The 24,524-nt window shown below is 70.3% G+C and carries 23 protein-coding genes and 1 pseudogene; 8 read left to right on the top strand and 16 right to left on the bottom strand.

The genetic code is table 11. The features are described from left to right. Positions 1 to 128 precede the first annotated feature (128 nt). On the bottom strand, positions 129 to 1,205 hold the full coding sequence (locus JOE53_RS00270) for a M15 family metallopeptidase (RefSeq protein WP_204946419.1): 1,077 nt from the start codon (positions 1,203 to 1,205) through the stop codon (positions 129 to 131). 28 nt (positions 1,206 to 1,233) lie between these two features. On the opposite strand from JOE53_RS00270, the gene JOE53_RS00265 reads away from it, so the two are divergent. After that, the gene (locus tag JOE53_RS00265; protein WP_204946418.1) at positions 1,234 to 2,298 is read left to right on the top strand and encodes an Rv2578c family radical SAM protein; all 1,065 of its coding nucleotides are present in this window, start codon (positions 1,234 to 1,236) and stop codon (positions 2,296 to 2,298) included. Between the two features lie 8 nt (positions 2,299 to 2,306). Here the strand turns inward: JOE53_RS00265 and JOE53_RS00260 are convergent, their stop codons facing one another. Both JOE53_RS00260 and JOE53_RS00255 read right to left on the bottom strand, forming a co-directional pair. Then, a complete protein-coding gene (locus JOE53_RS00260; RefSeq protein WP_036289676.1) occupies positions 2,307 to 2,765 on the bottom strand; it encodes a hypothetical protein in 459 nt (152 codons plus the stop codon). A 262-nt stretch (positions 2,766 to 3,027) separates the two neighbouring features. Continuing rightward, complete coding sequence (locus JOE53_RS00255) at positions 3,028 to 5,046, bottom strand: DEAD/DEAH box helicase (RefSeq protein WP_204946417.1); 2,019 nt, start codon at positions 5,044 to 5,046, stop codon at positions 3,028 to 3,030. A 291-nt stretch (positions 5,047 to 5,337) separates the two neighbouring features. Here JOE53_RS00255 and JOE53_RS00250 point away from each other — a divergent pair, with 291 nt between their 5' ends. Then, positions 5,338 to 6,048 (top strand): hypothetical protein, encoded by a 711-nt coding sequence (locus JOE53_RS00250; protein ID WP_204946416.1) that lies wholly within the window; start codon positions 5,338 to 5,340, stop codon positions 6,046 to 6,048. Here JOE53_RS00250 and JOE53_RS00245 read toward each other — a convergent pair whose 3' ends face one another. From JOE53_RS00245 to JOE53_RS00225, 5 genes and pseudogenes are all read right to left on the bottom strand, one after another. Beyond that, positions 6,049 to 9,249, bottom strand: a complete 3,201-nt coding sequence (locus JOE53_RS00245; RefSeq protein ID WP_204946415.1) for an efflux RND transporter permease subunit — start codon at positions 9,247 to 9,249, stop codon at positions 6,049 to 6,051. Positions 9,250 to 9,410: 161 nt separating this feature from the next. Then, positions 9,411 to 9,788, bottom strand: coding sequence for a fluoride efflux transporter CrcB (gene crcB, locus JOE53_RS00240; protein WP_204946414.1), 378 nt, complete (start codon positions 9,786 to 9,788; stop codon positions 9,411 to 9,413). Continuing rightward, positions 9,785 to 10,219: a fluoride efflux transporter FluC gene (locus tag JOE53_RS00235; RefSeq protein WP_271170981.1), complete on the bottom strand. Its 435-nt coding sequence runs from the start codon at positions 10,217 to 10,219 to the stop codon at positions 9,785 to 9,787. Before JOE53_RS00235 ends, crcB begins: the two co-directional genes overlap by 4 nt. Before the next feature lie 20 nt (positions 10,220 to 10,239). Then, on the bottom strand, positions 10,240 to 11,202 hold the full coding sequence (locus tag JOE53_RS00230; protein ID WP_204946413.1) for a DNA topoisomerase IB: 963 nt from the start codon (positions 11,200 to 11,202) through the stop codon (positions 10,240 to 10,242). A gap of 1 nt (position 11,203) precedes the next feature. Then, positions 11,204 to 11,468, bottom strand: a pseudogene (locus JOE53_RS00225) (DUF7218 family protein). Positions 11,469 to 11,576: 108 nt separating this feature from the next. On the opposite strand from JOE53_RS00225, the gene JOE53_RS00220 reads away from it, so the two are divergent. From JOE53_RS00220 to JOE53_RS00210, 3 genes are all read left to right on the top strand, one after another. Next, complete coding sequence (locus JOE53_RS00220; protein WP_005054418.1) at positions 11,577 to 11,738, top strand: hypothetical protein; 162 nt, start codon at positions 11,577 to 11,579, stop codon at positions 11,736 to 11,738. Positions 11,739 to 11,976: 238 nt separating this feature from the next. Beyond that, the gene (locus JOE53_RS00215; protein ID WP_204946412.1) at positions 11,977 to 12,828 is read left to right on the top strand and encodes a DUF4097 family beta strand repeat-containing protein; all 852 of its coding nucleotides are present in this window, start codon (positions 11,977 to 11,979) and stop codon (positions 12,826 to 12,828) included. Between the two features lie 2 nt (positions 12,829 to 12,830). Next, a complete protein-coding gene (locus JOE53_RS00210; protein ID WP_204946411.1) occupies positions 12,831 to 13,466 on the top strand; it encodes a PadR family transcriptional regulator in 636 nt (211 codons plus the stop codon). Between the two features lie 139 nt (positions 13,467 to 13,605). Here the strand turns inward: JOE53_RS00210 and JOE53_RS00205 are convergent, their stop codons facing one another. Beyond that, positions 13,606 to 14,124, bottom strand: a complete 519-nt coding sequence (locus tag JOE53_RS00205) for a universal stress protein (RefSeq protein ID WP_016463753.1) — start codon at positions 14,122 to 14,124, stop codon at positions 13,606 to 13,608. A gap of 166 nt (positions 14,125 to 14,290) precedes the next feature. Between JOE53_RS00205 and JOE53_RS00200 the strand changes: the two genes are divergently transcribed. Then, positions 14,291 to 14,470, top strand: a complete 180-nt coding sequence (locus JOE53_RS00200; RefSeq protein ID WP_005054410.1) for a DUF3073 domain-containing protein — start codon at positions 14,291 to 14,293, stop codon at positions 14,468 to 14,470. 33 nt (positions 14,471 to 14,503) lie between these two features. Here JOE53_RS00200 and JOE53_RS00195 read toward each other — a convergent pair whose 3' ends face one another. From JOE53_RS00195 to purM, 3 genes are all read right to left on the bottom strand, one after another. After that, positions 14,504 to 15,745, bottom strand: coding sequence for an MFS transporter (locus tag JOE53_RS00195; protein ID WP_061681109.1), 1,242 nt, complete (start codon positions 15,743 to 15,745; stop codon positions 14,504 to 14,506). A gap of 407 nt (positions 15,746 to 16,152) precedes the next feature. Further along, complete coding sequence (purF, locus tag JOE53_RS00190) at positions 16,153 to 17,634, bottom strand: amidophosphoribosyltransferase (RefSeq protein WP_204946410.1); 1,482 nt, start codon at positions 17,632 to 17,634, stop codon at positions 16,153 to 16,155. Between the two features lie 60 nt (positions 17,635 to 17,694). After that, positions 17,695 to 18,807, bottom strand: coding sequence for a phosphoribosylformylglycinamidine cyclo-ligase (gene purM, locus JOE53_RS00185; protein WP_204946409.1), 1,113 nt, complete (start codon positions 18,805 to 18,807; stop codon positions 17,695 to 17,697). 100 nt (positions 18,808 to 18,907) lie between these two features. On the opposite strand from purM, the gene JOE53_RS00180 reads away from it, so the two are divergent. Beyond that, on the top strand, positions 18,908 to 19,516 hold the full coding sequence (locus JOE53_RS00180; protein WP_204946408.1) for a zinc-binding alcohol dehydrogenase: 609 nt from the start codon (positions 18,908 to 18,910) through the stop codon (positions 19,514 to 19,516). A gap of 32 nt (positions 19,517 to 19,548) precedes the next feature. Here JOE53_RS00180 and JOE53_RS00175 read toward each other — a convergent pair whose 3' ends face one another. Further along, the gene (locus JOE53_RS00175) at positions 19,549 to 19,872 is read right to left on the bottom strand and encodes a potassium transporter Trk (RefSeq protein ID WP_204946407.1); all 324 of its coding nucleotides are present in this window, start codon (positions 19,870 to 19,872) and stop codon (positions 19,549 to 19,551) included. A gap of 140 nt (positions 19,873 to 20,012) precedes the next feature. Between JOE53_RS00175 and JOE53_RS00170 the strand changes: the two genes are divergently transcribed. Then, complete coding sequence (locus tag JOE53_RS00170) at positions 20,013 to 21,338, top strand: NAD(P)/FAD-dependent oxidoreductase (RefSeq protein WP_204948141.1); 1,326 nt, start codon at positions 20,013 to 20,015, stop codon at positions 21,336 to 21,338. An 81-nt stretch (positions 21,339 to 21,419) separates the two neighbouring features. Here the strand turns inward: JOE53_RS00170 and JOE53_RS00165 are convergent, their stop codons facing one another. From JOE53_RS00165 to JOE53_RS00155, 3 genes are read right to left on the bottom strand one after another with little or no spacing between them, the layout of a single operon-like run. Beyond that, positions 21,420 to 22,199: a heme ABC transporter ATP-binding protein gene (locus JOE53_RS00165; RefSeq protein WP_005054356.1), complete on the bottom strand. Its 780-nt coding sequence runs from the start codon at positions 22,197 to 22,199 to the stop codon at positions 21,420 to 21,422. Next, the gene (locus JOE53_RS00160) at positions 22,196 to 23,281 is read right to left on the bottom strand and encodes a FecCD family ABC transporter permease (protein ID WP_204946406.1); all 1,086 of its coding nucleotides are present in this window, start codon (positions 23,279 to 23,281) and stop codon (positions 22,196 to 22,198) included. The genes JOE53_RS00165 and JOE53_RS00160 overlap by 4 nt, the downstream gene beginning before the upstream one ends. Further along, positions 23,278 to 24,423, bottom strand: a complete 1,146-nt coding sequence (locus tag JOE53_RS00155) for a heme/hemin ABC transporter substrate-binding protein (protein ID WP_204946405.1) — start codon at positions 24,421 to 24,423, stop codon at positions 23,278 to 23,280. The genes JOE53_RS00160 and JOE53_RS00155 overlap by 4 nt, the downstream gene beginning before the upstream one ends. Positions 24,424 to 24,524 lie beyond the last annotated feature (101 nt).

Raw genomic sequence — 24,524 nt, 5'->3', positions numbered from 1 at the left:
GGTGCGCCCGTCCTCTCGTCCTCGAGTGTGGAATCTGCCGGATGCCGCGGGAAGGACCCCGAATGCCGATGGCATTGCATCTCAGCATCCATGGTACTGGGTTTCACCGCGAGCGCGACGAGCGGGATTCAGTAGCCGGGCGCGGCAGGAAGAACGAAGAAATCCTCCAGCGTGTGGAACCCGCCGTCGTGGTACGCCTTGGCGAGCTCGGGGCCGATGTAGCGCAGATGCCAGGGCTCGGCCTCGTAGCCGGTGGTGGAGGTGTAGCCACTCTCGTAGCGCACGATGTAGCCGAACCGCCACGCATTCGCGGCGACCCAGGCGCCCTGACGCGTGCCGCCGAACGATTCGATGGCGCCGCATCCGCTGTCGCAGGCGGCGACATCGGTGGCCAGCCCCGTCTGGTGCTCACTGAAACCGGGGCGGGCGCTCTGCTGGTCCGCCGCGTCGCGGCCGAGCGAGTTCACGTAACCGTTGTACGTGCGCGTCTGAGATGCGAACGACCGGTACGCACTGTTCAGACCGATCGCACCGACACCCTCCTGAGCGGCGGCGGCCACGAGAGCCGTCAGCGCCTCGGCAGCCGCCGGCTGCAGCCGGCCGTCGACCGTGCGCTGCATGTCGGCGGGGGCGACCAGCTCGCTGGGCTCGACATCCAGCGGGTTGAGGGGACGCTTCTTGTCGACGACGATCCAGAGCCGGTGCGGGTCGCCGAGATCGACGCAGGGTGCGACGCCGTCGACGACGGCGCCGCGGAAGGCCGCGCCGCCGCCGAAGGCGGTGACGACGTCTTCGTCCTTGCCGGCGGCGAGCGCGGTGACCACAGCGGGATCGTCGCACCGTGCCGCCGCGCCGGTCTGAGCGGGAACCGGCAGCCCTGTGGCGGGTGCCGCCGACGCATCCGCTCCACCGGGCAGCGCCACAGCGGCCGCCGCCGCGTTCGATGTGGCCACGGGCGCGGCGCCACCCGGACCGCGGGCGCCGCTGAGGGAGAACGCCGAGACGGCGAAGACCGCCGCCACAGCCCAGAAGGCGATCGCGAACGCCGTCCACCGCACCCGCAGCGGCACCTTCGACATCCACGCTCCGCGGGCGCGCGGGGGCGCAACGGCGGCGCGCGCGGCGCGGCGACTGATCGGCTGCTCGGGGTGCGGCACCCGCCCATTCTGCCCGCCGAGCCCGTGCGGCGCCTGCACATTGCGCATTTGTCGTATCTCTGTTCGAATGTACGACATGCGGTGGCGTGGACAGAGTATCGATGCGACGGATGCCGCTGCCCTGCCCGGCATGGAGCGCCTCGACGGTCTGGTCCGCACCGTCACGACCCCGGAGTTCGCGGGCATGACCTTCCACGAGGTGGCGGCGAAGTCGGCGCTGAATCATGTGCCCTCGGCATCCGCGATGCCGTTCGACTGGACCGTCAACCCCTACCGCGGGTGCAGCCACGCCTGCTCGTACTGCTTCGCGAGGGGCACCCACACCTACCTCGACCTCGACGCCGGGCGCGATTTCGACGAGCAGATCGTCGTGAAGGTCAACGTGGCCGAGGTGCTGCGACGCGAGCTGGCCGCACCGTCGTGGCAGCACGAGCCGGTCGCGCTCGGCACCAACACCGACCCGTATCAGCGGGCGGAGGGGCGCTACCGGCTCATGCCCGAGATCATCGACGCCCTCGCGGCCAGCGGAACGCCGTTCTCGGTGCTCACCAAGGGGACGCTGCTGCGGCGCGATCTTCCGCTGCTCGCGGAGGCGCGACGTCGGGTGCCCGTCCACCTCGCGATGTCGATCGCCATGCCCGACGAGCAGCTGCGGCAGACCCTCGAAGCCGGAGCACCGACGTTCCAGGCACGGTTGGACACCGTGCGGGCGGCGACCGAGGCGGGGTTCGCTGTGACCGTGTTCCTCATGCCGATCGTGCCGCACCTGACCGACTCCGTGACGGTGCTCGACGATGCGCTCGCGCGGATCGCGGCATCCGGAGCGGTTCGTGTCGTCTTCGGAGCACTGCACCTGCGTCCCGGTGCCCGGGAGTGGTTCTGGCAGTGGCTGGAGCGCGAGCACCCGGGACTCGTGCCCGCGTATCGCGGGCTCTACCCCGGCGCCACGGTCTACGCGCCCGCCGGGTACCGGAAGTGGCTCGCGGCTCGCGTGCGCCCGCTGCTGCGACGGCACCGGCTCACCGGTGGTCCCGAAGACGAGGTCGAGACGCGGCCCGCACGGCCGGGCCCGGTACGGACGACCGCCCGGGCGGCGGCATCATCGGCATCCGCGGCATCCGCCCCCGCGATGCTGTTCTGACCGGCCGATCAGCCGATACTGCGCTTCGCGGCGTCCAAAACCAGCGGCACAATCCGCGCGGCCGGTCCGAGTGAGCCTCCTGCGAACCACGAATCTCCGACGAAGACGTAGACGGTGGACGTCAAGAACTCTCCTCCGCGGTCCTCGTAAGAGAAAGCGACCGCCCCAGGAATCCCAGGGTCGACACTGTTGTACTCGGGAGTCGACCGCAGCGAAGAGAGCAGGCTCGTCGCCGCCGAATCGGAGATCCGATAGACACCCAACGCAACATAGGCCTCAGTTGCCAGCTCCGGCCACCACAGGCATTGCAGCTTCGCTGTCGCCTCGGTAGCCGCCGACCGCGCCTGCGGGCCCGGGATGATGCTCTCGAGCGTCGGCTCCTGGGAAGCAGCAACCCACGTCTTTCCCATCGCTGCCGATACGGCGTCGACAGTCGCGAGCGCATCGCAGGAGTTCGGGATGTTCACGACGACCGCCGACGGCGAAGTGGTCGCGGATGGTGTCGCAACGGAAGACGATGCTTGGGGTGAGACCGAGCGCGTCGGCGCGGCCGTCGTCGGCGCAGGGATCGTCGATGCCGCACAGCCACTCAGAACAACGACGGACGCGGCGAGAAGAATCACCCGGGACCAGCGGATCACCCGGTCAGCCTATCGCGGCATGGTTGCGTCCCCCGGGACGCCGGAGGGGCCGCGACGCGAACGCCACGGCCCCTCCGGAAAGCGCGACTCAGCGGTCGACGTGCGCGGCCTGACGGCCCGAGATCTCCTCGAGCACGTCGTCGCCCGGACGGGCATCCTCGAACGGCGCGTCGATCTCGGCGCGGTCGAGCATCTCCGTCATGCGACGGCGGCGCTGGCGGGGGATGAGCGTCACGACCGTGCCGACGCGGCCCGCGCGGCCGGTGCGGCCGGAGCGGTGCAGGTAGGTCTTGTACTCGTCGGGCGCGTCGGCCTGAACGACCAGGTCGATGTCGTCGACGTGGATGCCGCGGGCGGCGACATCCGTGGCGACCAGCACGCTGACCCGACCGGACGTGAGGCGCTCGAGGTTGCGCGTGCGCTTGGCCTGGTTCAGGTCGCCGTGGAGGGCGACGGCGTGGATGCCGGCATCGTCGAACTGCTCGGCGAGCATCTCAGCGTAGGCGCGAGTGCGGGCGAACACGAGGGTCTTTCCGGCGCGGTCGACGAGCGAGGTGAGGATCTCCGCCTTGTCACGGTGATCGATCACGAGCACGCGGTGGTCGATCGTGCCGGAGTCCTGGTCTTCACCGGCCACCTCGTAGACGGCCGGGTCGACGAGGAACTCATCGACGAGGGCCGCGACCTCGCGGTCGAGTGTTGCCGAGAACAGGAGCTTCTGCGCGTCGGGGTCGACGAGCCGGAGGATCCGCTGCATGGGCTCGAGGAAGCCCAGCTCGCTCATGTGATCGGCTTCGTCGAGCACGACGATTCCGACCTCGGAGAGGTCGAGCTTGCCCTGGTTCTGCAGGTCTTCGATACGTCCGGGAGTGCCGATGATGATGTCGACGCCCTTCTTCAGGGCCCCGACCTGGCGCCCGGCGGGCACGCCGCCGTAGATCTGCGTCGTGAAGAGGCCGACGCTACGGGCGATCGGCTGGATGGTGCGGTCGATCTGCAGCGCGAGCTCGCGGGTCGGGGCGAGGATCAGCGCCTTCGGGCTGCGCCCGAACGCACGGCGCTTGCCGGCCTGGCTGCGCAGCACCGCCTCGACGAGTGGAGCGCCGAACGCGATGGTCTTGCCCGAGCCGGTGCGGCCGCGGGCGAGCACGTCCTTGCCCGCGAGGATCGGCGCGATCGTGGCGGCCTGGATCGGGAACGGCGCCGCGGCGCCGAGCTCGGCGAGGGCCCGCACGATGTTGTCGCCGAGGCCGAGGCTCGAGAAGCTCACGTCCGCGACCTCTTCGGCTTGCACGGCCTGCGCCTGCAGCTTCTCGTGCACGACGTCGGCGTGCTCCTCGTAGGCCTTGCGCGCCGCGGCATCCTTTGCGTCGGAGTTCCAGTCGGAACGGTTGCCGCCGGTGCGAACCGGGCGGTCGTCGCGGCGCGGACGGTCGTCACGGGCCGGACGGTCGTAACTCCTCCGATCCGCGTCCCGAGAGCCGAAAGCAGGCCTCTCGCGGCGCTCCGCGCCCGACGTGGAGGAGTTGCGGCCGCGATCGTCGAACGAGCGAGCCGGACGGTCATCACGACGGGGGCCGTCGAACGACCGAGCCGGACGATCAGTACTCCGGAAATCGCGGCCTTCACGGGCCACACGGGCGCCATCACGACCGCCGCGCGCCGATTCTCCGGAGTTGCGAACGTAGCCGCCGCGGTCATCGCGACGCGGGCGGTCATCGAACGAACGAGCCGGGCGGTCATCACGACGCGGGCGGTCATCACGACGCGGGCGGTCATCGAACGGACGGGCGGGACGCTCGTCGCGCGCGGGCCGGAAGCCGTCGCGGTCGTCGCGACGCGGGCGTTCGCCGTTGGCGCGCGAGCGGATGCCGCGAGCCTCGTCGCGACCGGCGCGCTCCTGCGCGCTCCAGCGCTGCTTCGGGGCGGATGCCGCGTCGGTCGCCTCGGCGGCACGGTAGCCGCGGTGACTCGGGCTCTTGCTGCCGGGCTTACCGGCGGACGACTGGCCGGGGCGACGCTTGGCGTCTTGGTAGCTGGTCTTCGACCCGTAGCGGGGCTCGAAGTTCTGGGCGCGGCCGCCGGCCGGCTTCTTGCTCTTGGGCATGGTGTTCTTCCTGGGTTTTCTCGCGCGAGAACAGCGCCGCCGCGCAGCGAGAGCCGGAGCGACCAGGAGGCCGGACGGATCGGGGCGGCGGGCAACCCGGTGGTCCGGGGGCCATTCAACAGTGATGGTCATGCGCGTCGATCGACGCTCACCATCGGCCCCTTGGACTCACAAACCCACCCGCGCCGCAGCGCGGTGTCCAGAGCCGACCGCACCACTGTACTCGGTCCACCTGTGAGAGCGCCGGTCGCCTCCCGCGACGCCTCGTCGGCGGGCCCCTGCACTGACGCCATGACCGCAGCCGAACCCGCCCGACTTCCGGCCGAGGCCGAGGCCGATCGCGCCCCGGCGCCGTCGTTGCGCGTCGAGGCGGAGGCCCTCCTCGCCGCGGCGATCGCCGCCGTTCTTGGCGGCGTCGTCGGGCTCATCATCGGGCCGCTCGGCGTCGGTGTGCGCCTCTGGGGCGATGCGAGCATCGCCGGCTGGGCCGCCGCCGGGGCAGGCCTGGCGGCGGCCGTCAGCTCCGCGCTCGGATACTGGCGCGCCCGCACGACCGACGGCCAGGAGTGGCGGCGCAGGATCGCGAGCTGGCGCTACGTGGTGTCGACGGCATCCGTCATCATCGCGCACGGCGCCCTCGCCATGGTCGGGACGGTCGCCCTGTTCGCGGTGCTCTCGCGGGCCTTCATCGACGTCGAGCTCACCGCGTTCTGGACGACGGTGCTGGCCGCGACGGCGACGGGGCTGTCGGGCTGGCTGAGCTACCTCTCCGCCTCACGGATGATCGTCGGCGGCCCGTGGATCGTGCGGCGGATGCCGCGCGCCTACTTCCTCGCGTCGTGGGCGTTCCTCGCCGGGCTCGTCATCTGGATCGCACTGTCCGCCACGGGCTACTTCGGGCTGACGGCCTTCGAGATCATCGTGTTCGCGCTGATCTTCGACTGGCTCGCCGTCTTCATCCGCTTCATGGTCGTCGCCGATCAGCCCGATCCGCGCAGCTGACTACTTGCCTCGCAGGTCGCGGCGCGGGTGCAGCGCGGCGGCACCGGATGCCGGGGCGACGGGGTCTGCATCGGCATCCGCAGCCGCCTTGCGGCCACCGCCTTCGCTCGCGCGCCGCGCAGCCCGACGCTCGCGTGCACCCTCGACGAGGTTGTAGAGCGTCGGCAGCACGAGCAGCGTCAGCACGGTCGAGGAGACCAGCCCGCCGATCACGACGATCGCGAGGGGCTGCGAGATGAAACCGCCGTGGCCGGTGATGCCGAGCGCCATCGGCGTGAGGGCGAAGATCGTCGCCAGCGCCGTCATCAGGATCGGGCGCAGTCGTCGCGAGCCGCCCGCGACGGTCGCGTCATGGGTGCTGAGCCCCTTCTCGCGGTACTGATTGACGAGGTCGACGAGAACGATCGCATTCGTGACGACGATGCCGATCAGCATCAGCACGCCGATCAGCGAGGCGACCCCGAGCGGCACACCGGTCGCGATCTGCAACAGGATCGCTCCGGTCGCCGCGAACGGCACCGACACCAGCAGCAGAAGCGGCTGGCGCAGCGACTTGAACGTTGCGACCATCACGATGTAGACGATGAGGATGGCGGCGAGCATCGCGAGGCCCAGCTGACCGAACGCATCGGACTGCTGCGTGACCACACCGCCGACCTTCGCGGCCGCGCCGGTCGGCAGCTCGAGCCCGGCCAATGCCGTGCGCACGCTCGCCGAGGCGGTGTTCAGGTCGTCCGTCGACGGGGTCACCGTCACCGTCGCGGTGCGCTGACCGCGCTGCGTCGTGATGGAGGTCGGGCCCTTGCTCTGCTCGACGGTCGCGACCTGATCGAGGCGGACGAGCCCGTTCGCCGAGGCGATCTGCAGTCCCTTGAGCTCGTCGATCGTCTTCGGCACCGACGACGACTGCAGGTAGACGGTGAGCGACGTGCCGTCGATCTCGACCGATCCGATCTGGCGCGGCTGCATCGTGTTCGAGACGAGTCCGCCGACGGCGACCTCCGACAGCCCCAGCTGCGCGGCCTTGGCGCGGTCGACCGTGACGGCGACGAAGGGGAGGGATGCCGAGAGGTTCGAGGTGACCTGGCCGATGCCGTTCTTGCCCTGCAGACCGGTGATGACCGCGTCGGTCGCGGTCTGCAGCGCGTCGGCCGACGGCGCCGTCACGTCGACCTGCACGTTGCTGGAGCCGAATCCGCCCTGGCCGGACGAGACGGTGACGGTGCCGACATCGGTGAGGTCGGCGAGCGCCTGCTCCACGTCATTGCGCACGGTCACCTGATCGGCCGACGTGTCGGTGGTCACCGAGTAGGTGATGCCGGTGCTGCCGCCGCGGAACGCATCGCGCACGGCCGAACCGCTCGATCCGATCGAGGTCTGCACCGTGGTGATGCCGGCCACGCCCTTCAGCGCGGTCTCGACCTTCTTCGCGGCGGCATCCTCGGCGTCGAGGCTGGGGGCCTGTCCGACCTGCTGGGTGATGGTGAACGTGTTCTGTCCGCTGTCGCCGAGGAAGTTCGTCTTCATGAACGGCGCTGCGGCGATCGTGCCGCCGAGCACCAGGACGGCGACCAGCAGCGTCACCCACGAGTGCTTCAGCGTCCAGCCGAGGATCGGCAGGTAGGCACGCTGCAGCCTGGACGGGGGCGCGGCGGGGTCTTCCGGGTCGATCGGGTCGCCCTCGGCATCGCGCACGGGCTTTCCGGGGCGCAGGAACCAGTAGGCGAGCACGGGAACGATCGTCAGCGCGACGAACAGCGACGCCGCCATCGCGATCGTCACCGTCATCGCGAACGGCCGGAACAGCTCGCCGGTCACGTCGCCCACGAACGCGATCGGCAGGAACACCGCGACGGTGGTGATCGTCGAGGCCGTGATCGCGGCGGCGACCTCACGGACGGCGAGCAGGATCGACGAGAGCTTGTCGGCGCCTTCGACGTAGTGGCGTTTGATGTTCTCGATGACCACGATGGAGTCGTCGACGACGCGGCCGATCGCGATCGTGAGGGCGCCCAGCGTCAGGATGTTCAGCGAGTAGCCGAAGGCCTGGATGCCGACGAAGGTGATGAGGACGCTCGTCGGGATGGAGATCGCGGTCACGAGCGTCGAGCGCACCGACAGCAGGAAGACGAGGATCACGAGCACCGCGAAGACGAGGCCCAGCAGACCCTCCTGTGCCAGCGACTCGATCGACTGCTCGATGTAGGGCGCCTGGTCGAAGACGACGCTGAAGTGGGCATCACCGCCGATGTCGCTCTGCAGCTTCGGCAGGAGGGCGGTGACGGCGCGGCTGACGTCGACGGTGTTGGCGGAGGGGAGCTTCGTGATGGAGATGGTGAGCGCGGGCTCGCCGTTCACGCGCGAGATCGAGGTCACGGGGTCTTGCGCGAGCGCCACGGTGGCCACGTCGCCGATCTTCAGCGGACCGTTCTTGGCCGCCCCCTCGAACTGGGCCGCCGAGGTGGGCACGAGCGGCAGGGCCGAGATCTGATCGACCGAGGTGAGCTTGCTGCCGGTTTGCACCGTGAGGGTCTGGTCGCCCTCGGTGACCGTGCCGCCGGGAAAGAGCACACCGTTCTGCTTGAGGGCGTCGGTGAGTGCGTTCTGGGTGAAGCCGGCGGCGGCGAGCTTCGCCTGGTCCGGGGTGATCGTGACCCGCTGGCCCTGGCCGCCGACGATCGTGGCGGCGCTGACGCCCTTGACGTCTTCGAGATCGGGGATCGTCGTGGCCTGCAGCTGCGCCTGGATCGTCTTCTCGTCGCTGTAGCCGGTGACGGCGAGCGCGATGACGGGCAGGTCGTCGATCGAGAAGGAGACCACATTGGGTTCGACGCCGGTGGGCAGCGTCGACTTGATGCGGTTGATCGCCTGCAGGATCTTCTGCTCCGCGGTCGCCAGGTCGGTGCCGTAGGTGAAGGACGCCTGGATGATCGAGGCGTTCGTCGTGCTCGTCGCCGTGGTCGACTCGAGGCCGGGAATGCCCTGGATCGACGTCTCGATGGGCGTCGACACGTCGTTGTTGACCACATCGGGCGACGCACCGGGATACGTCGACAGGATCGACAGCTGCGGGAACTCGACCGAGGGGATGAGCTCCTGCTTGAGGCTCGTGAGGGCGAGGCCGCCGAAGATCGCCGCGACGATCGTGATCAGGGCGATGAGCGCCCGGTTCTTCAAGCTCAGGACGGCGAGATGCGACACGGAAAACCCTTGCTGTCGGACGGGCGCGGACGAAGCGTTCGATACACGCGTGTATCCGCCTCATTCTCGCACGCGGACCGGCGGCGGGCGGCGGCGGGAGCCGGGGGATAACCCGACAATCCGAACGGGCGGCACCACGGGTGCCGCCGCTCAGCGGGCGCTCAGCGCGGGAAGAGCTCGCCGATGACGAGGCCGGCAGCGGCAGCGATGAGGGCGAGCACGAGCGTGCCGATGAGGTTGACCCACGCCCAGTCACGGCGTCCGCGCTCGGCCAGCAGAGCCGTCTCGGTGGACACGGTGCTGAACGTCGTGAACCCGCCCAGCACGCCCACTCCGAGAATGCTGGCCCACGCCGGCGAGACGTTCGGTCCGAGACCGGTGACCAGACCCAGCAGGAACGACCCGAGGACGTTCACGAGAAGGATGCCGAGCGGAAACGCGCCGGATCGCCCGCGCATGATCGCGGCATCCACCAGGTAGCGGGCACCGGCGCCCAGTCCTCCGCCGACGACGAGCGCTGCCATCTCGAAGAGGTTCACTCGGCATCCTCCGGGCGCTCGACCTCGCCGGGACGGTCGGCGATGCGCCGCCCGGCCGCCAGTCCCACCACGGCCGCGAAGACGCCGCCGAACACAGAGACCACGACGAGGATGATGCCGATGTAGGGCGACGCGCTCGAGGTCGAGAGGGTCTGCACGGCGAACGCGCTGTACGTCGTGAACCCGCCCATGACTCCCGTGCCGAGGAAGAGGCGGGCGCGCGGATGCCGATCGGCGAACCAGCCCACGATGATGCCCAGCAGCAGCGAACCCAGAAGGTTGATGACGAGCGTGATGGCCGGCACGACCAGCGGATGCGGGTTCACCGCCCCCAGGGGCACCACCACGGCCGCGCGGATCGCGACGCCGATCATGCCGCCCAGGATCACCAGCGCGAGGGCGACCGGCGAGAACCAGCGAGGAGGCGTCACGTCCGCAGACTAGCGTCGCTTCACGGACCCAGCAGCGCACGGATCGCCGATTCCGGCGAAACCGTCGTGTCCAGCAGTTCACCGCGTCGATACCGCGCGAACACGCGGGGATCGATGTACGAGCTCTTGGCCACTGTCGGCGTGTTGCCGAGGGCTGCGGCCGCCGCTTTGACGGCCAGGATCTCGGCACGTTTGCGGTCGCTCTTGGTGGCGGTGATCCCGATGCGCGCGAGAGCGTCGGCCGCGAGGATGGTGCCGCGCAGCGTGCGGAAATCCTTCGCGGTGAAGCTGCCGCCGGTCATCGTCCGGACGTACACGTTCACGTCCTTCGGCGTGAGCGGCACCCGACGCCGTCCGCGCACGTACGCCAGGAGCGGCGCGGCCGGTCGACCCGCGGCGAGCATCTCGACGACGACGGCGAGGTCTTCGTCGTCCACGTCGAGACTCTGCCGCTTGCCGCTCTTGCCCGGAAAGCGCAGGCTCGTGACGGTGCCGCTGACCGCGGCATCCCTCCGCTGCAGCGTCGTGAGACCGCGGCTGCCGTGCGCCGTGAAGTAGCGCTCGCTGCCCACGCGCGGCGCGGCCTGGTCGAGCAGGCGAAACGCGGTCGCGAGCACCCGCTCGCGGTCGAGGTCGTCGCGGCGCAGCGACGCGGTGATGCGTCCGCGGGCGCGCGGCAGGCACTCGGCCAGCTGCAGCGCCCGCGCGTACTTGCCCTTGTCGCGCGTCGTCGACCAGTCCGGGTGGTAGAGGTACTGCATCCGTCCGGCCTCATCCACGCCGGTGGCCTGGATGTGGCCGTTCGCGGCGGCGCAGATCCACACGTCGTTCCACGCCGGGGGGATGACGAGCGCGGCCACGCGTTCGCGCTCCGCGGCAGGGAGGGCGGCGCCGTCGGCATCCACGTAGCGGAATCCCGAACCGGAGCGCAGGCGCCGGTAGCCGAGGTCGCGTCCGGGGCGGACGCGGCGCAGGCGCGGCACGTCAGGAGTCTCGAAGCATGTCGATGAGCTGCGCCTTGCGCGCACCGGAGTACCCGCGGATGCCGAGTTCCTTCGCGCGAGCGCGCAACTCGGCCACAGTCCTCGTACGAGCCGGACTCGCCACCCCGTCGCCCGACGGCCGTCCGGCCGTCCCGCGCGGCGGCGTTGGAGATGCGCGCCGCCTTCTGCTTCGATGCGCCGTCCTTGCGCAGCTCCTCGTAGAGCTCGGGATCCTTCAGCGAAGGAGGTGTGCTGTTCTGTGGCATATACCCGCCCTACCGCAGGTGCGAAGGCCGCGGCAAGGGGGGTGACTCCCCCGCGGAACGGGACTAGTTTCAGGGGGTCATGGAGTCCCCCGAGAATGGAGCAATCACATGAATCTCGCTCTGATCATCATCATCGTCGTCGCGATCGTGCTCGCCATCGTCGGTGGCATGAACGCCGCCCTGAACTGGCTGCTGTGGGTCGCCCTGATCGTCGCCGTGATCGCGATCATCGCGTTCCTGCTGCGACTCGTTCGCGGCGGTCGCGCGTAGCGACGCCGCTCGACCGGACAACGCGCCGGCTCACCTCACGGTGGGCCGGCGCGTCTGCGTTGCGGACCACGAGTCGCTCGCGTCGTCCGTCCCTTGTTGTCGGCGATGCTGCCCGTCAGCGTCAACAAGGGACCGACGAACCAACCGATCGGACGAACGCGCTGGCAAGTCGAGATATATCGTGTTACTCTCGCATCAACGCGATATATCTCGAATCGCCTCGTGTCAGGAGAACACCATGACTCTGGAGAAGTGGCTCATCAAGCCGGGCGAGACCCGGGTGATCGACCTCGAAGACATCCGCAAGCTGAAGGTGGGCCTCGTCGGCGGCCAGATCGACGTCGTCGCGCACGACGAGCCCGGCGTCCGCATCGAAGTGCATGCCGTCACCATCAAAGACCTCCGCATCGAGGCCTCCGGCGACGTGGTGGAGATCGATCACCCGCAGCTGCGCTGGGACAACTTCCTCGAGGTGTTCCGCAACTTCGGCGCCGGCGGGCCCAAGGCGGAGATCAGCGTGGCGGTTCCCCGCGGCATCCTGCTGAACCTCGGCGTCGTCTCCGCGAGTGCGCTCGTGTCGGGGCTCACCTCTGGCGCGCGCCTGAACACCGTCTCCGGCGACATCATCGTCGACGGCCTCGCCGGCGATCTCTCGGTCAACGCCGTCTCGGGCGACGTGCAGATCCGCGGCCTGGACGGCGCGCTCAGCGCCAACTCGGTCTCGGGTGATGTGGCAGCCACCGGCAGCATCCGCAAGGCCACGATCGACACGGTGTCGGGCGGCATGCTCGTCGACTCGACCGATCGGGTCGATCTCGTGAGCCTCAACACGGTGTCGGGTGACGCCACCGTCCGTCTCGACGAAGGCCACCCGGCGAACTTCGTGCTGCGCAGCGTCAGCGGCCGTCTCATGGTCGACGGCGTCAAGCGCTCGACCTCCGGGCCGTCGAACTACGTCGACTCCGTCGGAGAGCTCAGCGGCAGTTTCGCCGATGTGCGCGCGAACTCGGTGTCGGGCGATGTCACGGTGCTGCGCCGTTCGCCGGCGGCTCCGGATGCCGCGGCACCCGCGACCGCAGAGGAGAACTGAGCATGCCTCCCGTCTTCTCTCACGGCGACCTGCGCCTCTACCTGCTGAACCTCCTCGACGAGTCACCGCGTCACGGCTACGACCTGATGCAGGCGCTGTCGGATCGCACCGGCGGCACCTACACGCCGAGCGCCGGCACCATCTATCCGCGGCTGTCGAAGCTCGAGGAGGAGGGTCTGGTCACCAAGACCGTCGACGGCCGCAAGACCGTCTACGCGATCACCGAGGCGGGACGCGCCGAGGTGGCCGCTCGCGCCCACGAGCTCGAGGGGATCGAGGCCGGACTCGCCGACAGCGTGCGCCTGATCGCCGACGAGGTTCGCGGCAGCGTCCGGGAGGCGATGAAGAGCCTGCGCGCCGACCTGGCCGCCTCGGCGCAGTCCGAGCGCGACAACGCCGAGCGTGACCGCGACGACGCACGCGCCTCGGCATCCGCGTCGGGGTGGGACGAGGCGCGGGCGTCGTCGCGCGAGCAGATGAGGCGGGCCGAGGCGATCGTCGCCGAGTTCCGCGGCACCGTGCGGGCGGATCTGCGCACCCATCTGGCGCACGGCGGACGGCTCGCGGCCGACGCCGTCGACGACCTGTCGCGCGCGCTGGATGAGGCCCTCGCCTCCCTCACGCGCACGCTCCGCTGACCCCGCCCCCACCCCCTGTCCCCGCCGAGCCGCCACCATTCCGCCGAGCCGCCACGTTCCGGCGCGTCAAAGGATGGCGGCTCGGCGAGTTCGTAGTGGCTCGCGGGGAGAGGCAGAGGGGCGATGCAGAGCGGCGGGGTTAGGACGGGGGCCAGAGGTCCTCGTCGTCGTCCACCGGGTCTTCCAGGGGGACGACGAGGATCGGTCGTGACTGGCGGTGGGCGAGACGAGCGGCGACCGACCCCGTGAAGAACTCGCGCACCGACTCGCCGAACCCGCGACGGCGCGTGCCGACGACGATCAGGCGCGCCTGCGCCTTCTCGGAGAGGTGCTTGATCGCCAGAGCCGGGTCGCCGACGAGCTGGGTGACGCTCCAGTCGACGCCCGAGCCGTCGAGGACGGATGCCGCGGCGCTGGTGACCGCACTCAGTTGCGCCTCCCCGATGGCGAGGTCGATGTCGATCGGCGCGGTGTGCATGTAGCCGTCGGGGTCCTCGTACGTGACGAAGCGTGTGACGTCGACGTGCGCGACGATCAGCGGTGCCGAGAACAGCTTCGCGTAGCGGGCGGCTTCCTTCAGGACGCGCGTCGGCTGATCGGGAATCGCGCCCACGATCACCGCTCGCTGAGGAACCGCGCTCTCGTCTGTCTCGGCCATGCGACACTCCCCGTCCTCCCCCGCACCGCGAGGCGCCGGGGGCACCGTGTTATTCTGAATGCTACTCTTCCCGGCAGGAAGCCGGATCGTCAATCGCATCGTGAATGCGCCGGACGAAATGCGGGAAACCCGCATCGTCCGTGACTCAGAAATGAGGGGGTCTCGCATGGGGCGTGGCCGTCAGAAAGCGAAGCACACCAAAATCGCTCGCGAGCTGAAGTACGACACCTATAACGTGAACTACTCCGCGCTCGAAAAGGAGCTCGGACACCACGAGGAAGACCCGTACGTCGACAAGTGGGCCGATCAGTATGCCGACGACGAGGACGAGCTGGAGACAGCCTGACGCGTCGGGACTCGCTCGCGCGCTGAGAGGCGCTCACCACGTTCCGTGACGGTGTTCCCACTCGTCCTCGATCGTGCGCGGTCTCGTCACGATCAGGCCGGTGGGGATCGTCGCGAGAAACAGCAAGCCGAAGACGATGAGCACCGGTTGCCACTGTCCGGTCAGCTCGTGGACGACGGCGAACATGAGCGGGAACAGCGCGGCGATGCCGTAGCCGACGCTCTGCGCGAAGCCGCTGAGCGCTACGGAGCCCTCGTGCGTGCGCGAGCGCAGCTGGATGAGCACCAGTACCGCCGGGAACAACGCCTGAGGGGTACCGAGCAGCACGACCCAGAGGATCGTGGCCGCGGCGGGCGCGATCAGCATTCCGGCCACCCCCGTCAGCCCCGCGATCAGAGCGGCGGCGTACACGACGCCGACCCGACGCGACCGGGTGATCAGGATCGGCACGATGATCGACCACGGCAAGCCCATCGCACCGAACAGTGACAGCAGCGCGCCGGCCTCGGCGTGCGAGACGCCGGCGATGTCGACGAGAACGACCGGCAGCCAGGCGAAGCACGCGTAGACGCTCGCCGCGGAGATGCCGAATGTCCCGGCCAGCGCCCACGCGAGCGCCAGCCGAGGCAGACGTCCCAACACCCCGGGCGCGGGGGCGTCGAGATCCACGGTGACGGGCGCCTGCGCGCGGGCGACGTTCGCGCGCGCCACCAGCGTCACCCAGGGCACGACCGCCAGAAGCGCGAGGATTGCCCACATGCCCAGCGAGAACCGCCAGCCCGCGGCATCCGCGACCGGCACCGCCACCAGCGGCGGCACGAACGCGGCCATCGCGAGAAGAGCGGAGTACAGCGCGGTCATCGTGCCCACGCGATCGGGGAAGTACGTCTTGATCAGCGGCGGCAGGACGACGTTGCCCACGCCCACGGCGGCGAACAGAACCGTCGTCGCCAGCAGCAGCGTGGCCGCATCCCCCGCGAGGGAACGCGCGATGAGGGCGGAGGTGACGATGAGCATGGATGCCGCCGCCAGCCGTTCCAGCCCGAACCGGCGCTCGAGGATCGGGGTCACGATGCCGAAGACGGCGAAGCAGACCGGTGGCGCGGTGCCGATGAGACCGGCCACCCATGTCGGCACGGCGAAGTCGGCCTGCACCTCCGAGATGATCGGCGACAGCGCGGCGACGGCCGAACGCAGGGAGAACGCGACGAGCACGACGCCGACGAGCGCGAGGAGCCGTCCCCGCCAGAGGGAGCGGGGGCGGGGATCGGTCACCCGATCCACCCTAGGGCGCGGGGCGCAGCACGTTTCGACTCGCTCCGCTCGCTCAACGACCGGGGCCAGCACCACCGCCACTCAACGACCGGGGCCAGCACCACCGCCGCTCAATGACCGGGGGCAGCGCCACCGCTCGTTGAGCGAGGCGCACGGCGCCGAGTCGAAACGCCGCGCGCGCGGCCGACGGTCAGTACCGGCCGGAGAGGGCTCGGGCGAGCCTTCCGACGACGTCCGCCACGGCACCGAGCGCCTTCGTGAGGCCGCGGGCCAGTCTCTGAGCACGAGTCGCGGGTTCACCGGATCGGTTGTTCATCGCTGCACTCACTCTCATCGAGCTGTCGCGGACGGGCGAAGGTGTTGGACTACCGTATCGGCGCCGGGGCAGGACGGGGGAAAGTCCCGGGTCAGCTCTCCTGCGTGCCTTCGACCCAGGCGAGGTACTCCTCCGACACGGTGCCGGTGATGTAGCGCCCGTCGAAGCAGCTCATGTCGAGGTCGTCGACGTCGGGCGAACCTTCGAGGATCGCGGCCTTGAGGTCGTCGATCTCCTGATAGACCATGTAGTCCGCACCGAGCTCTTCGGCGATCTCCGGGATCGTGCGGCCGTGCGCGACGAGCTCGTGACGCGAGGGCATGTTGATGCCGTAGACGTGCGGGAAGCGCACGGGCGGGGCGGCCGAGGCGAACGTCACCGTCTTGGCGCCGGCATCCCGGGCCATCTGGATGATCTCCTTGGAGGTCGTCCCGCGCACGATCGAGTCGTCGATGAGCAGCACGTTCTTGCCCTTGAACTCGCTCGACATCGCGTTGAGCTTCTGACGCACGCTCTTCTTGCGCACCGCCTGGCCGGGCATGATGAACGTGCGACCGACGTAGCGGTTCTTGTAGAAGCCCTCGCGGTACTCGATGCCGAGCTTGCGCGCCACCTGCATGGCCGCCGGGCGCGAGCTGTCGGGGATGGGCATGACGACGTCGATCGTGCCAGCGGGGGTGTACTTGGCGATCGTGTCGGCGAGGCGCTCACCCATCCGCAGGCGCGCCTCGTACACCGAGATGCCGTTCATGATCGAGTCCGGTCGCGCCAGGTAGACGTATTCGAACGAGCACGGGACCAGCTGCGGGTTCGTCGCGCACTGCTGGGTGTGCAGGCGCCCCTCCACGTCGATGAAGACGGCCTCGCCGGGCTCGACGTCACGGACGACCTCGAAGCCGCCGTTCTCCAGCACCAGCGACTCGGAGGCGACGATCCACTCGTACCGACCGGTGGCGTTGCCCTCGGCATCCACCGCCGGGCGCGTGCCGAGGATGAGGGGACGGATGCCGAAGGGGTCGCGGAACGCGAGCAGGCCGTAGCCGGCGATCAGCGCGATGGTCGCGTACGACCCTTCCACGCGCTCGTGCACCCGGGTGACCGCCTGGAACACCTGCGCCGGGTCGAGTTCGAGGCCGGAGATGGAGGACTGCAGCTCGTTGGCGAGCACGTTGACGAGCAGCTCGGTATCGGAGCTCGTGTTGAGGTGGCGGCGGTCTTTGCTGAAGAGCTCCTGGGTCAGCTCACGCGTGTTGGTGAGGTTGCCGTTGTGCACCAGCACGATGCCGTAGGGCGCGTTGACGTAGAAGGGCTGGGCCTCTTCCTCGCTCGACGCGGTGCCCTTCGTGGCGTAGCGGACGTGACCGAGGCCGATGTTGCCCAGGAGGGCGCGCATGTCGCGGGTGCGAAACGCCTCGCGCACCTGACCCTTGGCCTTGAACAGATGGAAGACGCCGCTGGTCTCGGCCGTCGCGATGCCCGTCGAGTCCTGACCGCGATGCTGCAGCAGCAGCAGCGAGTCGTAGATGTCCTGATTGACCGGGCCCTGTCCGACAACGCCGACGATTCCGCACATGTGGTGTTGCTCAATCCGTTTCTGCGCCGAGACGGTGATCAGCCTCGGCAGCCGATGAACCTAGACGGCTGATGAATACGCGCCGACGAGGCGCACCGCGCCGCCGTCCACGCCCTTGGCGCCCTGCTCGAAATGGCCCTCGGGACGCGCGCCCTCCTCGACGACGCCCACCTGCCAGGTCGCGATACCGGCGTCCGACAGGAGGGATGCCGCGGCATCCGCCTTGTCGGGCGCGACGACGGCGACGAAACCGATGCCGAGGTTCCACGTGCCCTCGGTGTCTTCCAGACGCAGCCCGCCGAGATCGGCGAGCACGCGGAACACGGGGCTGGGCGACCACGTCGAACGGTCGACCTCGACCCACGCCTGGGGCGGCAGCACGCGAGCGAGGTTCGCGGCGATACCGCCACCGGTCACGTGGCTGAGCGCGTGCACGGCGCCGGGCAGCGCAGTGAGCACGTTCAGCAGCGGCAGCGTGTACAGGCGCGTGGGCTCGAGGAGCTCCTCGCCCCACGTGCGACCGAAGTCGGCGGCCGGGGCGCCGTAGCTGATGCCCTTGCCCGCGACGATGTGACGGATGAGCGAGTAGCCGTTCGAGTGCGCTCCGCTGGAGGCCAGGGCCAGCACGACGTCGCCGGCGCGCACGCGGTCGGCGCCGAGCACGTCGCCGGCATCCACGACGCCGGTGGCCGCTCCGGCGACGTCGTAGTCGTTGACGCCGAGCAGGCCCGGGTGCTCTGCGGTCTCGCCGCCGACGAGCGCCGTGCCGGTCTGCTCGCAGCCGGAGGCGATGCCGCGGACGATGTCGGCGATGCGCTCGGGGAAGACCTTGCCGCACGCGATGTAGTCCGTCAGGAACAGGGGCTTCGCGCCCACCACCACGATGTCGTCGACCACCATGCCGACCAGGTCCTGGCCGATCGTGTCGTGCTTGTCGATCGCCTGCGCGATCGCGACCTTGGTGCCCACGCCGTCGGTCGAGGTGGCCAGCAGGGGCTTCTCGTAGGACTGCAGCGCCGAGGCGTCGAACAGGCCGGCGAACCCGCCGACACCGCCCAGCACCTCGGGCCCGTGGGTGCGACGGACAGCCGACTTCATCAGTTCGACGGCGAGATCTCCCGCCGCGGTGTCGACGCCGGCTTCGGAATAGGGATTCTGTGGGGCTTCTGCCACGCGAACAGCCTACCGGCAGGGGCGGGACGCGCGGACCGTGGGCGCAGAGGAGCCGATCGCACCCTGTCGCCGCGCCGAGCGCTGTCCCTAGGATGGCGACATGGCAGCCGCGGAAGCACCGGAGTGGATCGTCCGCGAGGACGCCACGCTTCCGGTGCTCGTCGCGCTCTATCTGCGCCAGGTGCTCGGCATCCGCTTTCCGGAGGAGCTGCCGCACCTGCGGGGCATTCCTCCGCGCAGCGCACCGATCAGCGAGTACGACGACCGCTCCGCGATCGAGCGGCAGTGGCGCGCGTACTGGGATCTGACGGTCGAACCGCAGGCCAACCCCTCCCCCGTCCCGCTCGAACTCATCGACGGCTTCGAGACGGTGGTCGCACTTCCCGTCGAGGGCTTCGACGAGCTCGCCGATGCGATCGCCCCACACGGGACGGATGCCGTGGCCTACGCCCGCGCCGAGCATCAGCACTACCGGTCGCGTCTGGGTGCGGGAGCGTCATACCGCGCCTACGCCAGTGCGATCGCCGAGCACGAGCGCGTCGTGGGGCGGCGGGCGCACTCGTTCGAGCTCAACGTCCAGGTGCTGCCGTTCACGCAGCGCGGCGTCTGGTGGATCGGGGCGCTCACGATCGCGGTCACCGACGGCCTGCGCGGCGACATCGCCGCCTTCGACGCCGCGGTCGCGCCGATCATCGCCGACATCGCCTGACGGCGTCCGCGGCGCGGTCGAGCGCCGGGGGGTTACTCCGCGTCGTCGATCGTGATGACCTCGCGCTCGACGCGCACCTCGTGGGCACGACGTGCCAGCGAGCGGTCGAGAACGAGCGCGACCACGCCGCCGACGGCGACGCCGATCGGGATCGCGAACAGGCAGATGAACCCGAAGACCTGCGTCGTCGAGTACGAGACCCCCGTGCTCGCACTCTCGTTGTCACCGCCGAAGGCGAACGTGAGCACGAGAGCGGCCAGGATGCCGACAAACGCGCCCGCCAGCAGGAAAACCGTGTACCGCGGGCTGCGGCGCACCTGCGCGGTCTCGATGCGGTGCGCGGCGGAGGAGCTCATGCACCCATTGTCCCACCGTGTCAAACATCGGGGTGCGACAGGGGCGGTTCACGCGGTCGCGGTAATCTGCGGCTATGACGGCATCCGCATCGCAGGCTTCCGACGGCTCGACGAACATGACGCACGACCCTCGGCCGCACGTGGTCATCGTCGGTGGCGGTTTCGCCGGGATCAGCGCCGCGCGAGCCCTCCGGCACGCCGACGTGCGGGTGACGCTCATCGATCGCCGCGTCTACAACACCTTCCAGCCGCTGCTGTACCAGGTCGCCACGGGCGGTCTGAACCCCGGCGACGTCACCCACTTCCTCCGCAGTCTGCGGGTACGCCAGCCCAACCTCGACGTCGTGCACGAGCACCTCATGGAGATCGATCCCGAGGCTCGCACGGTGCGCCTGCTCGATGGTCAGGAGGTGTCGTACAACTACCTGCTCGTGGCCAACGGCGTCACGACCGCGTATCACGGCACGCCCGGGGCGAAGGAGAACTCGTTCGCGGTGTACTCCCGCTCGCAGGCGATCGCCATCCGCGACGCACTGTTCACCCGGCTCGAGCGAGCGGCCGTGCGGGACGGGCGCACCAAGGGACTGTCGGTCGTGGTGATCGGTGGAGGACCCACCGGCATCGAGATGGCCGGCGCCCTCGCCGAGCTGCGCGACCAAGGCCTGGAGCCGGCCTACCCCGAGCTCGACGGCGACGCGTTCCGCATCACGCTCGTGCAGCGCAGCGAAATCCTGAAGCCCTTCCTGCCGAAGCTGCGCGACTACGCGGCGGCGCAGCTGCGGCGCCGCGACGTCGAGCTGCGCCTGGGCGCCGGCGTCGACGAGGTGCGACCGGATGCCGTCGTGCTCTCGGACGGCACCGTGCTGCCGTCCGATCTCACCGTCTGGGCGACGGGCGTCGCACCCCACGAGGAGGTGCGCGACTGGAGCCTGCCGCTCGACAAGGGCGACCGCATTCGCGTCGGCGAGGATCTGCAGGTCGTGGGGCTGCCCGGGGTCTTCGCGGCCGGCGACGTCGCGATCGCGCCGCAGGACCTTCCCCAGCTGGCGCAGCCGGCGATCCAGGGCGGCGAGCACGTCGCCCGCCAGATCGTGCGGCTCATCGCGGGACAGCCGACGCAGCCGTTCTCGTACTACGACAAGGGACAGCTGGCGATCATCGGCCGTCGCGCCGCCATCGGCGAGCTGCCCGGCATCGCCAACCTTCCCGGGCTGCACCGTCTGCGCTTCCTCTCGAAGATTCCGCTCCTGCGCAAGACGGTCGCCCTCACCGGCTCGTTCGGCTGGCTGACGTGGCTCTTCGTCCACATCACGAGCCTGCTCGGTCCGCGCAACAAGCTGATGGTGCTCATCGGTCTGGTCGCGCGCTACGGCGTGCACCTGTACCGGACGCCGGTGCCGATCGTCGGCGACGTGCCGGCGATCCGACCGTCGAAGGCGCAGCGCCGGCGCACCCCCGAGGCCTGAGCACGCCGGGCGCCGGGGCGTTTCGACTCGGCGCCCGGCGCCTCGCTCAACGACCGGGAAGCGCGCGGGGAGCGGGCCGCGTCACGACCCGCGGCGCGGGAGTACGAGAGGTCGCCCCGTGTCGGGGTCGGCCAGCACCCGCACCGGCGTCCCGTACACGTCCTCCACCCGCGCCGCGGTGAGCACTCGCTCGGGGGCGCCGGAGGCGACCAGACGGCCCCCGTCGAGCATGGCGACCTCGTCCGCGTAGGCTCCCGCCAGCGACAGGTCGTGCAGCACCACGACGACCGCCCGTCCCGCGGCGGCGAGATCGCGTGCGATGCGCAGCACGTCCTCCTGATGGCGCAGGTCGAGCGCCGCCGTGGGCTCATCGAGCAGCACGATCCGCGTGTCCTGCGCGAGCACCCGCGCCAGACCCACCCGGGCGCGCTCACCGCCCGACAGCGAGGGGTAGGCGCGATCGGCGAGGTGCGTCACGTCGGCACGCGCCATCGCCGCCGCGATCCGCTCCTCATCGGCATCCGCCCGCTCCGTGCCGGTCCACGGCGCGCGCCCCATCTCCACCACCTCGCGGGCCGTGAACGAGAACGCGACGTGCTGAGCCTGCAGCAGCACGGCTCTCGTGCGGGCCAGCTCACGGGTGCGCCACGCGGCGAGCGGCCGCCCGTCGAGCAGGACGCTGCCGGCGGATGCCGCGGCATCCCCCGTCAGCACGCTCAGCAGCGTGGACTTGCCCGCGCCGTTCGGTCCGACCAGCGCGAGCACGCGACCGTAGACGATCTCCAGACCGACTCCGGCGAGCAGCTCGTGTGCGCCGACCCGGCGACCGACCCCCTCCAGCGCGTACGCGACGCCGCTCACGCCCATCCTCCCGACCGGCGCCGGTTGCGCCGCAGCAGCGCGTAGAAGAACGGGCCGCCGACGAGCGAGGTGAGGATGCCGATCGGAAGATCGGCCGAAGGGATCACCGTGCGCGCGAGCAGGTCGGCGTAGACGAGCACGACCGCGCCGCCGAGGAGCGATGCGGGCAGCAGCGCACGGTTGGACGGGCCGAGCAGCATGCGCATGACGTGCGGGACGACGAGACCCACGAACGCGATGATCCCGATGAACGCCACCGCGCCACCGGTCAGCAGCGCGACGAGCACGATGCTGACGACCCGCAGCCGCTCCACGCGCACGCCGAGGTGCGCGGCCGTGCGGTCGCCGAGCGCGAGGAGGTCGAGCGGCCGGGCGAGCGAGAGAGCGATGGCCGTGGCGAAGAGGCCGATCAGTGCGACGAGCGCCACCTCGGGCCACCGCGACCCGTTCATCGATCCGAGCTGCCAGAACACGATCTGCTCCCGCGACGCCGTGTTGCCGAGGAACATCATCACCGCGAGCGCCGCGCCCGTGAACGCGTTGACCGCGATGCCGGTGAGGATCAGCGTGACCGCCTCCGTGCGCCCCTGCGATCGCGCGGTCGCGTAGACGTTGAGGGTCGCCGCGAGCCCGCCGAGGAAGGCGAGCGCCGCGGTCGTCCATCCGCCGAACGTGCTCAGCCCGAGGGTGATCGCGAGCGCCGCACCGACGGCGGCTCCCGACGACACGCCCACGACCCCGGGTTCGGCCAGGGGGTTGGCGAAGATCGCCTGCATGATCGCGCCGGCGACGGCGAGGAGCGCACCGACGAGCACGGACATCACGACCCGGGGGAATCGGATCTGCCACAGGGTCTGCTCGACGAGGGCGACCGTCGGTGCCCACCCGTTCGGAACGCCGACGGCGCGCAGCAGCGAGCCGACGACCTCGGCCGGACCGATGGGCAGCTGACCGCTCCCGGCGGAGAGGATCACCCCGGCCACCAGCAGGGTCCCGGTGACGATCCCGACCACGGCCCGGCGCCCCGGGGACAAGGCCGTCGCGACGGCGGCCCTCACGAGGGGTGGCGCAGCGGCCCTCACGGCGCGGGCGCCGGGCTCGTCCCGGAGGTGGAGGGCGCGGCATCCGGAGCGTAGACGGCGCGCGCGAGGGCGTCGATCACGTCGGCCGAACGGGGCCCGAACGAGAGGATCTGCCCGTCCGCCATGTCGACGAAACGGCGGTGCTGGCCGGCGGCCGTGAGGGCGATGGCCGGCTTCGCGGCGAGCAGGCCGTCGACGCCGCCGACGGAGGCGAGGCCGTCGGTCATCACCAGGATGAGGTCGGGGTCGGCGGCGACCATCGCCTCGTCGGTGAGCGGCTGCATGCCGCGCCATCCCAGCTCCCCGGCGACATCCACGCCGCCCAGCGCCGCGATGAGGTCGTCGGCGCCCGACTCCTTGCCGAACAGGTAGTAGATACCGGCGGACCCGCGCAGGTAGACGAACGCCATGCGCACGCGGTCGGATGCCGCGGCCGGCGCGAGCCGTGCGACCTCCGCCGTCACCCGCTGGACGTCGTCCTGGATGCGCGTGGCCAGCAGCTCACCGGTCTCGGGCACGCCGAGTGCCTGCGCGACCTGCCGAGCCTGCGCGACGGCACCGGCGAACGACGTCGAGCGTTCGACGAAGACGACCGTGATGCCGACGTCGCGCAGCTGCTGGACGACGTCGGCGGGTCCGATGCTGCCGTCGGCGATGACGAGGGTCGGGGCGAGCGCGATGACGGCTTCGGCGTTGACGGAGTGTCCGCCGGCGGTGACGAGGGGCAGCTCGCGCGCCTCGGGGAAGGTCGTGGAGATGTCGCGTCCGACGAGCCCGCCCGCGAAGCCGAGGCCCGCAACGGTCGCGGCGAGCGACCCGGACAGGTCCATCGCGATGATGCGGGAGACGTCCGTCACCGTCACGGGCACGTCGCCGGACAGGTCGTGCGACGTGACGGTGACGGGCAGGCTCGGGGTGGGGCTCTCGGCCACCGGCAGGATCCGCGCGTCGGTGAGGGTCGCGGTCGACGGACCGACATGGCTGCGCGGATCGGCCAGCGGCGTCAGTTCGGTCAGCGGCGCGCGCGGCGCACTCGCCTCGGTGTCGGCGGGAGTGGCGACGGCCGCGCACCCCGTGAGCAGGGCGGCGACGAGCAGCAGAGCCGCGGCGGCGGATGGACGCGACGAGACGGAACCGCGCACGGGACCTCCTACGATCTTTGAGTAAGGATTGCCTTACCTAAGGTAGCGGATGCGGCAGGCTGCGCCGGATCGGCGTTTCGGCGCGGCCCCCGCCCGCGACG

The organism is Microbacterium laevaniformans, from assembly GCF_016907555.1.
Taxonomy (GTDB): domain Bacteria; phylum Actinomycetota; class Actinomycetes; order Actinomycetales; family Microbacteriaceae; genus Microbacterium; species Microbacterium laevaniformans.
This window is presented reverse-complemented; position numbering and strand designations above follow the sequence as displayed.